General features: G+C 42.5%; 9 protein-coding genes. All 9 read left to right on the forward strand.

From position 1 onward, the window contains the following. The first annotated feature begins 361 nt into the window (after window positions 1-361). The 9 genes from BQ4305_RS19170 to ftsZ all read left to right on the forward strand — a co-directional run bounded on the left by BQ4305_RS19170 (window position 362) and on the right by ftsZ (window position 12970). On the forward strand, window positions 362-2284 hold the full coding sequence (locus BQ4305_RS19170) for a stage V sporulation protein D (RefSeq protein WP_110929328.1): 1923 nt from the start codon (window positions 362-364) through the stop codon (window positions 2282-2284). 160 nt (window positions 2285-2444) lie between these two features. Beyond that, the gene (locus BQ4305_RS19175) at window positions 2445-3908 is read left to right on the forward strand and encodes a UDP-N-acetylmuramoyl-L-alanyl-D-glutamate--2,6-diaminopimelate ligase (protein ID WP_110929329.1); all 1464 of its coding nucleotides are present in this window, start codon (window positions 2445-2447) and stop codon (window positions 3906-3908) included. A gap of 82 nt (window positions 3909-3990) precedes the next feature. Beyond that, window positions 3991-4968 carry a phospho-N-acetylmuramoyl-pentapeptide-transferase gene (gene mraY / locus BQ4305_RS19180; RefSeq protein ID WP_110929330.1) on the forward strand — a complete coding sequence of 326 codons (978 nt, stop codon included), beginning with the start codon at window positions 3991-3993 and terminating at the stop codon, window positions 4966-4968. Window position 4969: 1 nt separating this feature from the next. Then, window positions 4970-6322, forward strand: a complete 1353-nt coding sequence (murD, locus tag BQ4305_RS19185; RefSeq protein ID WP_110929331.1) for a UDP-N-acetylmuramoyl-L-alanine--D-glutamate ligase — start codon at window positions 4970-4972, stop codon at window positions 6320-6322. A 148-nt stretch (window positions 6323-6470) separates the two neighbouring features. Continuing rightward, complete coding sequence (spoVE, locus tag BQ4305_RS19190) at window positions 6471-7577, forward strand: stage V sporulation protein E (RefSeq protein ID WP_407640170.1); 1107 nt, start codon at window positions 6471-6473, stop codon at window positions 7575-7577. Window positions 7578-8023: 446 nt separating this feature from the next. Continuing rightward, on the forward strand, window positions 8024-8932 hold the full coding sequence (murB, locus tag BQ4305_RS19195) for a UDP-N-acetylmuramate dehydrogenase (protein ID WP_110929333.1): 909 nt from the start codon (window positions 8024-8026) through the stop codon (window positions 8930-8932). Between the two features lie 117 nt (window positions 8933-9049). Beyond that, complete coding sequence (locus BQ4305_RS19200; protein WP_110929334.1) at window positions 9050-9832, forward strand: cell division protein FtsQ/DivIB; 783 nt, start codon at window positions 9050-9052, stop codon at window positions 9830-9832. Between the two features lie 613 nt (window positions 9833-10445). Beyond that, window positions 10446-11759: a cell division protein FtsA gene (ftsA, locus tag BQ4305_RS19205; protein ID WP_110929335.1), complete on the forward strand. Its 1314-nt coding sequence runs from the start codon at window positions 10446-10448 to the stop codon at window positions 11757-11759. Window positions 11760-11800: 41 nt separating this feature from the next. After that, the gene (gene ftsZ, locus BQ4305_RS19210) at window positions 11801-12970 is read left to right on the forward strand and encodes a cell division protein FtsZ (protein ID WP_110929336.1); all 1170 of its coding nucleotides are present in this window, start codon (window positions 11801-11803) and stop codon (window positions 12968-12970) included. The last annotated feature ends 126 nt before the right edge of the window (window positions 12971-13096 follow it).

Here is a 13096-nt window from a genome sequence, read left to right on the forward strand (position 1 = left end):
TGTGACAAAGATCAAAAATCAACTTTCTCACACAGAGGAAGTTGATTTTTTTGCTGATGCTGCTTGGATTATCGTTCCATGGATACTTTGGTTCGGACCGATCCTGCATCTCCCGGGAGTCGTCCCTTCGCTCCGATCGACTCATCATATATCTGTTTCTTACATTTTATACTAACCCATTTTTTACTTCTGTCTCATCTTTTCCAAACTTTAGGCTAGAGTCCGCTCAACCGACGTGTGCCTAAAGTCTTGTTTTGTAATCACCTGAAGAAGGCAAAGCCTTTACATTAAGGATTGCCGGTCATAGTCCTCCTGTATCAGGCATATATTTGAACAAGCATACTAATGGGAGGTGCCAGATTTGCGTGTTTCAAATGTGACAGTGAGGAAGCGGCTTGCAATTGCATTAGCGGCCGGACTGTTCATTTTTCTTATTATTGATCTCCGGCTGGGAATTGTTCAATTTTACTTGGGGGACAAGCTTACTGGGCTTGCGAAAGATTCATGGAGCAGAAATATCCCTTTTGAACCATCCAGGGGAGAGATTTTGGATCGAAATGGGGTAGAACTTGCCACTAACATTTCCGCCCCGACCGTTTATGTGATCCCAAGACAAATTGAAAATCCGGCAGAGACTGCTGAGCAGCTGGCAGCTATTCTCAATATGAAAAAAGAAGATGCCTATAAAATGCTCACAAAAAAAGAAATGAGTGTCAGGATTCCTCAAGGCCGGAAAATTTCTCATGAAAAAGCTAAAGAAATTAAAGCTTTAGGCATAAAGGGGATCTATATTGCCGAAGATTCAAAACGTCACTATCCGTTCGGTAAATACTTATCCCACGTACTTGGATTTGCAGGGTCTGATAATCAGGGTCTGATGGGAATCGAACTCACTTATGATAAGGAACTGAGCGGGGAAAAGGGATATGTGAAATTCTATTCGGATGCAAAAGGAAAAAGGCTGGAGAACATGGCAGATGATTATAAAGCCCCAAAAGATGGAGATGATCTAAAGCTGACGATTGACAGCAACATTCAAACCATCGTAGAAAGGGAACTTGATAATGCAGAAGCTGCTTATAATCCTGATGGCATTATAGCGATTGCAATGGATCCGAATAATGGGGAAATCCTTGCAATGTCCAGCAGACCGACTTTTGATCCTGCTAACTTTCAAAATGTTCCGCCGGAAATCTATAATCGTAATCTTCCAGTCTGGAGTGTATATGAACCAGGATCTACTTTTAAAATTATTACTCTCGCGGCTGCCCTTGAAGAAAAGAAGGTAGATCTGAAACATGATCATTTTTATGATCCTGGGTATGTTGAAGTGGCCGGTGCTAAGCTTCACTGCTGGAAAAGGGGAGGACATGGTTCAGAAACATTTCTTGAAGTCGTCGAAAATTCCTGTAACCCTGGATTTGTTGAATTGGGGAATCGTCTTGGAAAAGAGAAACTTTTTGAATATATAGGAGATTTTGGTTTTGGCCAAAAAACAGGCATCGACCTTGCGGGTGAAGGACGGGGGATCATGTTCAACCTTGACAAAGTAGGTCCGGTAGAACAGGCGACAACTGCATTCGGGCAGGGCGTTGCTGTTACTCCGATTCAGCAGGTAGCAGCGGTTGCAGCTGCTGTAAACGGAGGTACCTTATATACACCTTATATTGCGAAGGAACTGACCGATCCGGAAACAGGAAAAACAGTTATGAAAAAATCGCCGCAAGAAAAAAGAAGGGTCATTTCTGAAGAAACGTCTAAGCAAGTTCGAGAAGCACTAGAATCGGTTGTGGCAAAAGGAAGCGGGAAAGGTGCATTTGTTGAGTCTTACAGAGTCGGCGGAAAGACCGGAACAGCTCAGAAGGCTGAAAACGGCCATTATTTAGAAAATAACTATATTGTTTCCTTTATTGGCTTTGCACCGGCAGACAAGCCGGAGGTCGTTGTGTATGTCGCTGTAGATAATCCGAAAGGAACCGTTCAATTTGGAGGGGTTGTAGCGGCGCCAATTGTTGGAAATATCATGGAAGACTCATTAAGAGCAATGGGGGTCAAACCGAGAAAGAATCAAATCGAAAAAGAAACCGCCTGGAATGATCCGGTCATGATTGAAGTCCCTGATGTTGTCGGCATGTCAAGAAAAGAATTGGAAACCCAATTGGTCGATCTTAAGCTAGATATTTCGGGCTCTGGGGATAAAGTCATAAAACAGGCTCCTGATCCAGGTATAAAACTAAAAGAAGGCTCAACACTTAGATTATACCTTGGCGAAAGCAAAGATTAAGTATAAAATAAACAGAGTTAATGAAGCGGCTGGCTTTTTAGCAGCCGCTTTGTTTCTGAAATGTTTGATGCGGCAAATGCTTTAAGGCAGAAATTCAGTTTGCCTGAGACTGGCTTTTGTCAGTCTGGAATTTGCTTAATTCAGTGAAAGGGATGGAAAAATGAAACTTCGTGCGTTACTATCTAATTTGAATTCGTTATCTCCATTCACAGGAGAGGATCCTGAGATAACTTCTGTAGAGAATGATAACAGGAAAGTTAAACAAGGGAGTTTGTTCATCTGTGTTAAAGGTTTCACAGTAGATGGACATGATTTTGCTGAATCAGCGGTAAGGAACGGAGCTGCAGCAGTTGTGGCTGAAAAGCCGCTGCCCCTTGATGTGCCGGTTATTATTGTCCGGGATACACAGCGGGCAATGGCGGTTTTGGCAGATGCTTTTTATGGCCATCCAACGCAGCATTTCCGGCTTATAGGCATTACCGGGACTAACGGTAAAACAACGACCAGCCATCTTATTGAAAAGATTTTCGCGGACAAGGGTGAGAAAACTGGTTTAATTGGCACAATGTATACTAAAATAGCAGACAAAGAGTACGAAACGAAAAATACGACACCTGACAGCGTCACACTTCAGCAAACTTTTTATGAAATGAAAAAAGAGGCTGTCGGAACGGCTGTCATGGAAGTATCTTCACATGCTCTTGAACAAGGACGTGTACATGGCTGTGACTTTGATATAGCGGTTTTTACTAATTTAACGCAGGACCATTTGGATTTTCATAAGACAATGGAGCGTTATAAATTTGCTAAATCCTTGCTGTTTTCTCAACTGGGAAATACATACAGAGAAGAACGGCCTAAATATGCCGTCCTGAATGCTGATGATGAGGCAGCTGAAGATTTGATCAAAGCCACGGCAGCAAACGTCATTACATATGCAATTGATAAGCCGGCTGATGTTCGCGCTTTGGATGTTCGGATTACTGCTGAAGGAACATCTTTTATGCTGCAGACAGAAAAAGAGAGCATGGAAGTCAGCCTTCAGCTTATCGGAAAGTTCAGTGTGTATAACGCGCTTGCTGCTGCAAGTGCAGCTTTGTGTGCTGGAATTCCTTTAGCTGAAATTATTAACTCGCTTGAACAGGTACAGGGAGTTTCCGGCCGTTTTGAGCCAGTATCTGCCGGTCAGTCTTTCCCTGTAATAGTGGATTATGCCCACACGCCTGACAGCCTGGAAAATGTTCTGATGACGGTTAAGGAGTTTGTGAAAGGAAATATATATGTCGTGGTCGGATGCGGCGGGGGCCGGGACAAAAAAAAAAGTCCGCTGATGGCTGAAATTGCATGCCGGATTGCTACCCATCCGGTTTTCACCTCCGACAATCCGCGTTCTGAAGACCCTGTTCAAATTCTGCAGGATATGAAAGAAGGGGCTTCCGGGAATTACTTAGTATTGGAAGACCGCAGAGAAGCAATTGGATATGCTGTGGAACAGGCCCAAGAAGGCGATGTCGTGATTATTGCCGGCAAAGGGCATGAAACCTATCAGGATATCAATGGCAGCAAAACACATTTTGACGACCGTGAAGAAGCACGGAAGGCTATTAAAAAAAGGTTTAGTTGATCAGTATTCAGGCCTTTTAAAGCCAACAATAATTATCAATGCATAGAGAGATTTATTTGCGTTAGGAATGAGGGAGTAAGGCATGTTGGAACAAGTTATTTTTTATACAATTATTGCGGCCTTTTTAATTACAGTGCTGCTGTCACCGATTTTTATCCCGTTTTTAAGAAGGCTGAAATTCGGGCAGAGCATTCGTGAAGAAGGGCCGAAGTCACATCAGAAAAAGACTGGGACTCCAACGATGGGAGGAGTCATGATTCTGGTCTCCATTACAATCGCGACCCTGGTCATGACTTTTAAATTTTCTGAACCGTCAACAGAAACCTATCTATTATTATTGGTTACACTCGGTTTCGGGCTTTTAGGATTTCTTGATGATTTCATTAAAGTAGTAATGAAAAGGAATCTTGGATTGACTTCAAAGCAGAAGCTTCTGGGACAAATTGTGATTTCAGTGATTTTTTATTTTGTTTACAGGCAGACGGAGGGATTTGTTCCTGAAATCACAATTCCAGCTACCGACCTTTCTATAAATGTCGGCTGGTTATACATTGTAGTTATAATTTTTTGGCTTGTCGGTTTTTCGAATGCAGTCAATCTGACTGATGGATTAGATGGTCTTGTTTCTGGAACAGCGGCAATTGCCTTTGGTGCGTTTGCTGTATTGGCCTGGTACCAGCACCAATATGATATCGCCATTTTTTCTGTAGCAGTAGCAGGGGCTGTTCTTGGGTTCCTTGTTTTTAATGCCCATCCGGCGAAGGTCTTTATGGGGGATACCGGCTCCCTTGCTTTAGGCGGTGCTATTGCTGCAATTGCTCTGTTAACGAAGCTTGAACTCTTGCTTGTCATTATCGGCGGCGTTTTTGTAATCGAAACATTATCTGTTATTCTGCAAGTTGCTTCTTTTAAAACCAGGGGGAAAAGGATTTTCAAAATGAGTCCGCTTCATCACCATTATGAATTGTCAGGATGGTCAGAATGGCGGGTTGTCGTAACGTTTTGGACAGTCGGACTGCTATTTGCAGTACTTGGAATCTATTTAGAGGTGTGGATATAAATTGGAAGAGACTACTCAATATCTAAGAAAAAAAGTATTAGTTTTAGGTTTGGCCAAAAGCGGGGTGACTGCTGCATCCATTCTGCACAAGCTTGGTGCCTTCGTAACGGTGAATGATATGAAGCCGTTATCGGAGAACCCTGAAGCACAGGGCCTTCTTGAACAGGGAATCAAAGTCATTTGCGGGAGCCACCCAATCGAACTCTTGGATGAAGGATTTGAACTGATTGTAAAGAATCCGGGTATTCCTTACAGAAACCCTCTGGTCAAAGGGGCTTTGGAAAAAGGAATTCCTGTCATTACGGAAGTCGAACTTGCTTACCAGATCAGTGAAGCTCCTTTTATCGGCATCACTGGCACAAATGGGAAAACAACGACCACAACCCTGATTTATGAAATGCTTAAAACAGGGGAAAAGTCTCCTTTGATAGCTGGGAATATAGGGACAGTGGCATCCGGTGTAGCTGAAGAAGCCTCTCATAAAGACAATATCGTCATTGAATTATCTTCTTTTCAGCTTATGGGGATTGAGGAGTTCCGTCCTCAAATTGCCATCATCACAAATCTGTATGATGCACATTTGGATTACCATGGTTCCAAAGCGGAATATGCCTCCGCAAAAGCGGCCATCACGAAAAATCAGACGAAGGATGATTTCTTCATCTATAATGCTGATCAGCAAGATGTGGTCAAAATGGCTGAAAAGTCAAAAGCCAGTCTGATTCCTTTCTCGGCAACAGAAAAATATACAGACGGGGCATATATTGAGTCTGGATCTGTGTACTTTAAGGAAAATAAGGTGATTGATGTGTCAGAAATCGCCCTTCCCGGAAAGCACAATCTTGAAAACATCCTTGCTGCCGTTTCAGCTGCGAAATTAAAGGGAGTTTCCAATGAGTCCATTCGTGAAGTGCTGACGACTTTTCATGGCGTGGAGCACAGGCTGCAGTATATAAAGACCGTGAAAAACAGGAAATTTTATAACGATTCAAAAGCGACAAATATCCTGGCTGCTACAAAAGCGCTGTCGTCTTTCACTGAGCCTGTTATCCTTCTTGCGGGAGGGCTTGACCGCGGCAATGAGTTCGATGAGTTAAAGCCGGCCTTGAAAAATGTTAAAGCACTGATAACGTTTGGACAGACAGCAGAAAAAATTGAGCGGGTTGCCAAAGAATCCGGAATAAAAATAATAAAACGTGTCGATAATGTGGAGACAGCTGTACCGGCAGCATTTGAGCTGTCAGCTGAAGGCGACTGTATCCTCCTTTCACCGGCTTGCGCAAGCTGGGATCAATATAAAACTTTCGAACAAAGAGGGGACATGTTTACAGCTGCCGTGCATAAACTGAAATAAGAGCTAAAAGACATTTTCGTGATGCTTGCTGTATTCCTTCGACCTCTTAGAAAAAAGCGATAATTTGAATGTTATCGCTTTTTTTGCGCCCAGACATCCTGCAGATTGATCGACTGCTTTTTAGCTTATAAAAACTGCTTAGAGGTGGATGATTGTGCCCTATAAAAAATCCAATCCTGATTTGACTCTCATTATCGTCACCTTAAGTCTATTGGCCGTTGGGCTGATTATGGTTTACAGTGCCAGTGCAGTTTGGGCAGATTATAAATTTGATGATTCCTTTTATTTTGCCAAAAGGCAGCTGTTGTTCGCCTGTGTAGGTGTCGTTGCCATGTTTTTTATTATGAATGTGGATTATTGGACGTGGAGGACATGGGGGAAATTATTGGTCATCATTTGTTTTGTGCTCCTTTTAGCTGTACTGATACCTGGTATCGGAATGGCGAGAAATGGATCGAGAAGCTGGATTGGTGTCGGAGCTTTTTCCATTCAGCCGTCTGAATTCATGAAACTTGCTATGATTGCTTTTCTGGCTAAGTTCCTGTCAGAAAGACAAAAACTGATAACTTCCTTTAAAAAAGGCCTGGCTCCGTCTCTGGGACTTGTCTTTCTCGCCTTCGGCCTGATCATGCTTCAGCCTGATCTTGGGACAGGGACGGTTATGGTAGGAACGTGTATTGTGATGATATTTATCTCAGGAGCAAGGGTTATCCATTTTGTCGGACTGGGTCTGCTAGGTGTAGCAGGATTTGCAGCACTTGTTCTCTCAGCTCCGTATCGGATGAAAAGAATCACCTCTTTTTTGGATCCATGGGAGGATCCTTTGGGGAGCGGGTTCCAGATGATTCAATCGATGTATGCGATCGGCCCTGGCGGCTTATTTGGCTTAGGACTCGGTCAGAGCAGGCAGAAGTTCTTTTATTTGCCGGAGCCGCAGACCGATTTTATCTTTGCCATTATTTCAGAGGAGCTGGGCTTTATTGGGGGTTCTCTTGTTATTCTGTTATTTGCCCTTATGCTTTGGCGGGGAATCCGAATAGCGCTGGGAGCGCCGGATTTATATGGCAGTCTGGTCGCTGTAGGCATTATTGGGATGGTTGCTATCCAGGTAATGATTAATATCGGTGTTGTAACAGGTTTAATGCCTGTCACAGGAATCACGCTTCCGCTCCTTAGCTATGGAGGGTCATCGCTTACATTAATGCTTATGGCGATTGGAGTTTTGCTCAATATTAGCAGATACTCAAAGTATTAAGCCATCCAAAGGATCTTAACCGAACTGGTGTTATTATAAGGTGAAGAAATTTTGATCCATATCGCAGCTGACAGAAGGCATTGGGGGAGCCACTCTCTCAATGCCTTTTTTTATTTTTGGATAGATAAAAGCTGAAGCTCAAAATTGTGACAGGAAAGCCTGTCTGCAGCTGTATAATAAGTCAAAATCATAAATTTTATGGGGGTAGGAGAACAATAAAAATTTTCCATTGGTTTTTCTGTGAAAAACTCTTTGAAATATTGGCATTAACAGCCTGATTAGACTATAGTATAAGATGGTAAAGCCGCAGCAGCTTTACTATTTCTCTTTTTAAGAGCTGCCTGCTTAGGGAAGGATGGTCTCTCCCGAACTGTTTCAAAATCAATAACAGGCAATACAGTCTCTCATAAAATATATACATATAGAGTTCTTGAGGAGGTTCTAAAATGAATGACGTATATGAAAAACTAATACAAATGGAAGTTGGAAAGGTTCGGGCGGATGAACCGCTTGCCAATCATACAACAATGAAAATCGGCGGACCTGCTGATCTGTTTATCGAGCCATCATCGATTGAAAATCTGCAGAGAACGATGGGAGTAATAATCGAACATAAAATTCCTTGGCGGGCTATAGGCAGAGGTTCGAATCTTCTTGTCAGTGATAATGGAATAGAAGGGGCAGTTATAAAACTGGGAAGAGGATTGGACGGTATAGATCTCCAAGGCACTGTTTTAACGGCAGGGGGCGGAGTATCGCTTGTAAGTTTATCTGTCCAGATCAGCAAAAAAGGTTTGGCAGGTTTGGAATTTGCCAGCGGGATTCCGGGTTCAGTCGGAGGTTCAGTCTATATGAACGCCGGTGCGCATGGGTCAGACATTAGTTCCATACTAAAAAAAGCCCATATTCTTTTTGAGGACGGCACGATGGATTGGCTGACAAAGGATCAAATGGAGTTTTCTTACCGTACTTCTGTATTGCAGAAAAAACGGCCTGGAATTGTATTGGAGGCTGTATTTGAGCTGGAAGAAGGAAACAAGGAAGAAATTGTGGCCAGAATGCAAAAAAATAAAACATACCGCAAGGAAACCCAGCCGTATAATTTACCTTGTGCAGGAAGCATCTTTCGCAATCCTCTCCCTAAGTATGCAGGGCAGCTGGTCGAAGATGCCGGATTGAAAGGCCACAAGATTGGCGGAGCACAAATCTCGCCTATGCACGGTAATTTCATTGTCAATGCAGGAGGCGGCAAGGCAGAGGATGTTTTGGCGCTAATACAGCATGTGAAGGACACGATTTATGATCAATTCAAAATTCAAATGGAGACAGAAGTTGAAATAATAGGGAGAAAATGAGGGAATATCATATTTTTATATCCAAATATTGTGATATAATGATACACAAAAAGTTTTCCGCCATTGTCTTCGTAAAGCAATGCTTTTCATTTGTTTTATCAGAGAGAGGTGAACCGGGTGGAGAAAGGGAAGGTCGTTTCCATTGAAGACCGTATACCCAAATTAAAGCAGTTGAGAAAAAAGAAGGCAAATAAACGGTTGATTTTTTTGCTTTCACTCTTTTTTATCCTGGTCGCGTGCGTGCTTTATTTTTTATCTCCATTAAGCCACATGAAGTCAGTGAAGGTAACGGGAAATCAATACATCTCTTCCAAGCAGATTATAAAGCTCAGTGATTTAAAAGCGGAACAGAGCATATGGAAGATTGATTCAAGTAAAGTTTCGGACAAGATTGAAAGCTTTCCTGAAATAGCAAGTGCTGATGTGAGCCCGATTTTTCCTAATTCAGTGAAAATAACGGTTAAAGAACATAAGAGGATTGCTTATCTATCTAAGGGAAGCAGTTTTTACCCTATTTTGGATAATGGCGAGATTCTCGGTAAGCTCGATAAAGGAGAAATTCCTGTATTTGCACCTGTTTTAATAGACTTCAAAGAGGGTAAAGCATTAAATCTGCTTTTGGAACAGCTGGATAAACTGCCTGTTGAAATACAGAACTCGATATCAGAAATTCATTACACACCGACAAAAACGGACGGGTATCATATAACCATGTATATGAATGATGGTTATGAAGTCTCTGCCACCAGCAGGACGCTATCCGATAAAATGGTACACTACCCTGCAATTATCAGTCAGCTTGATCCCAGAGTAAAAGGGGTCATAGATTTAGAAGTAGGTTCCTATTTTAAAGCGTATCAAAGCCCTGAGAAAAAACAGAAAAGTGATGAAGGCCAATAACATAGAGATTTTATTTGCCGGCAGTGTTTACAGGTCCCGGAGCAGGATGTGACGGACAATGTGCCGTCACTGCTGCATCCGCAATAACTGATTCATACATAACCGAAAGTCCTATTGCAATGAGTATTGTTCAATTGTCTGCCAGTAATGTTTAAAGCTTTTACCTGTGCCGGTCAAAATTTTAAACACTGGATCTGAGTGTTTAAGGAGAATAGCCCGAAAGAGACTGTTCAATATGTATTTGTGATAATTTTTAGCTTTTCTCGCTGAACATCTTAGTGTAGACTTATACGAGAAGCCTTTAACGGCCGTATGTACTTAACACTTTCATGAAGTATGCTTTTTTAAGGGGAAAATGAATACGTCCCTATTCCTTCGGGATGATCCGAAAAAAATCGTTATATTAAAAAGGGAATAGGCTGGGCGTGCCGAATAGTTTTAGGAAAGTATTCAGTTTTTGTAAAGCAGGGGCAGCAACCCATAAGATAAAGTAGTATTTTAAGAGAGATGAAATCTTAATCTTAAGAGTTCATTAACTTACGGACAGAATAGGCCTTTAGGCATAAAGTTGTTATTCCAATGAATTTGTATAATTTGAAGGAGGTGCCATGGGATGAACAGCAATGAAATTTATGTAAGTCTTGACATCGGTACATCCAGTGTAAAAGTTATCATCGGTGAAATGGTCAATGATACATTGAATATTATTGGTGTTGGAAATGTGAAATCTGAAGGCATAAAAAAAGGATCGATTGTAGATATAGATGAAACAGTCAGATCTATACAAAAGGCTGTTGAGCAGGCTGAAAGAATGATTGGGATGGACATTAAGCAAGTGGTGGTCGGCATTAGCGGCAATCATGTTATGCTTCAGCCCTGCCATGGCGTAGTAGCCGTTTCGAGTGAAAATAAGGAAATTACTGAAAATGATGTAATACGGGTAAGGGAAGCAGCCGAATTAATCACGATACCAAGTGACCGGGAAATCATTGATATTGTTCCAATTCACTATAAGGTGGATGAACTGGATGAAATCAGTGATCCGCGCGGAATGATCGGCGTTCGTCTTGAAATGAGAGGCGTGCTGATTACAGGACTTCGTACGATATTACATAACTCACTGCGATGTGTAGAGAGAGCGGGTCTGGAAATAACAGATATAGCGCTGCAGCCGCTTGCGGCGGGCTCCCTTGTCCTTTCAAAAGATGAAAAGGAACTTGGGGTGGCCATGGTGGATATTGGAGGCGGTTCTACAACCCTTGCTGTATTTGAGCAAGGACATTTGAAGTATACGTCCGTTATTCCTGTAGGCGGAGAAACAATAACGAAAGATCTTTCAATCGTGCTTCGTACAACAACTGAAAACGCCGAGAATATCAAGGTTCAGCATGGACATGCCTTTTATGAGGACGCCTCCACTGAAGAAACCTTCCAGATTCCTATTATCGGCAGTGATCAAATGCAGCCTTGCAATCAATCTTTCCTTTCTGAAATCATCGAAGCGAGGATGACGGAGATTTTTGATTTAGTGCAGGATGAATTGGAGAAGATAGGTTTTCAGGATATTCCGGGAGGTTTTGTACTGACCGGAGGCGGAGTGAAAATGCCCGGAGTTCTTGAGCTAGCCCAAGACATCTTCAGGAACCGTGTCAGGACAGCAGAGCCGAATTATATTGGGGTAAGAGAACCGCAATATACTACAGCGGTTGGGCTGATTAAGCATGTTTGTAAAAAAGAGAGAATGAAGAAGAACCAATCAGATTCATCTAAAACACCTGTAACGGCCGGACAAGCCCAAGAAAACCATGAAGTACGGGCCCAAAAGCAAAATCAAAAGCCAAAAGAGCAGCCGGTGAAAAAACAAGCGGATAAAAGTGAAAAAGGTGAGTCCAAATTTAAGAAAATCCTTGGATACTTTTTTGAATAAACAATCAGAAACGGGAATTTCGTCAAAATAGGAGGATTGTCATGTTGGAGTTTGATTCTAATATAGAAGAATTAGCAATGATTAAAGTTATAGGTGTTGGCGGCGGGGGCAATAACGCTGTAAATCGAATGATTGAGCATGGTGTACAAGGGGTAGAGTTTATCTCAGTAAATACGGACGCCCAGGCCCTTAATCTATCGAAAGCCGAAATTAAAATGCAAATTGGCGGTAAGCTGACACGTGGATTGGGAGCTGGAGCAAATCCGGAAGTCGGCAAGAAGGCAGCTGAAGAAAGCAAAGAACAGATTGAAGAAGCCCTGAAAGGCGCCGATATGGTATTTGTTACAGCAGGTATGGGCGGCGGAACCGGTACAGGTGCAGCTCCGGTTATTGCTCAAATCGCGAAGGATTTAGGGGCACTTACGGTCGGCGTTGTAACAAGGCCGTTCACATTCGAAGGACGTAAGCGTGCAAATCAGGCACAAGGCGGTATCACGGCGATGAAAGAGTCCGTTGATACACTAATTGTCATTCCAAATGATCGCCTTCTTGAGATTGTTGATAAAAGTACGCCAATGCTTGAAGCTTTCCGTGAAGCGGATAATGTGCTTCGTCAAGGTGTTCAGGGTATTTCTGATTTGATCGCTACACCTGGTTTGATCAACCTTGATTTCGCGGATGTTAAGTCTATTATGTCTAATAAAGGTTCAGCCCTGATGGGTATCGGTATTTCTTCCGGAGAAAACAGAGCGACTGAAGCAGCAAAGAAGGCTATTTCAAGTCCGTTGCTTGAAACGTCTATTGATGGTGCACAAGGTGTTCTAATGAATATTACGGGCGGAACGAACCTCAGTCTATTTGAAGTTCAGGAAGCTGCAGATATTGTAGCTACAGCCTCTGATCAAGATGTCAACATGATTTTTGGATCGGTCATCAATGAAAATCTTAAAGATGAAATCGTGGTTACGGTGATTGCTACTGGTTTTAATGAAATAGAATCACAAGTTTCCCGTCAAAATTCCCGTCCTTCTTTTGGCAGCCAGCCGTCTCGTCAGCAGCAGAGCCAGCCTGTGCAGCAGAATGCCCCTAAGCGGGAGCAAAGACGTGAAGAAGCAACAGAACAGCAGCAGCCTGTTCGTAATTCAAATAACCATGCGGAAGATGCTTTGGACATTCCTACTTTCCTTCGCAATCGCAATAGACGCCGTTAAGAAAAAGCTGTCTCATTGAGACGGCTTTTCTCTTTTGTTAAGCAGCTGTGCCGGAAAAGGTACAGCTGCTTTAATCTTTTCAGCATTTTTATATGACCTTCCCTTTTACATTCCTCGCTCAAAGAA

Source organism: Bacillus massiliglaciei, from assembly GCF_900098925.1.
Taxonomy (GTDB): domain Bacteria; phylum Bacillota; class Bacilli; order Bacillales; family DSM-1321; genus Peribacillus; species Peribacillus massiliglaciei.

Excerpts from the sequence above, each read along its gene's own strand:
- BQ4305_RS19175 (WP_110929329.1), top strand. The coding sequence starts at position 2,445 with ATGAAACTTCGTGCGTTACTATCTAATTTGAATTCGTTATCTCCATTC.
- mraY (WP_110929330.1), top strand. The coding sequence starts at position 3,991 with ATGTTGGAACAAGTTATTTTTTATACAATTATTGCGGCCTTTTTAATT.
- spoVE (WP_407640170.1), top strand. The coding sequence starts at position 6,471 with ATGATTGTGCCCTATAAAAAATCCAATCCTGATTTGACTCTCATTATC.
- murB (WP_110929333.1), top strand. The coding sequence starts at position 8,024 with ATGAATGACGTATATGAAAAACTAATACAAATGGAAGTTGGAAAGGTT.
- ftsA (WP_110929335.1), top strand. The coding sequence starts at position 10,446 with ATGAACAGCAATGAAATTTATGTAAGTCTTGACATCGGTACATCCAGT.
- ftsZ (WP_110929336.1), top strand. The coding sequence starts at position 11,801 with ATGTTGGAGTTTGATTCTAATATAGAAGAATTAGCAATGATTAAAGTT.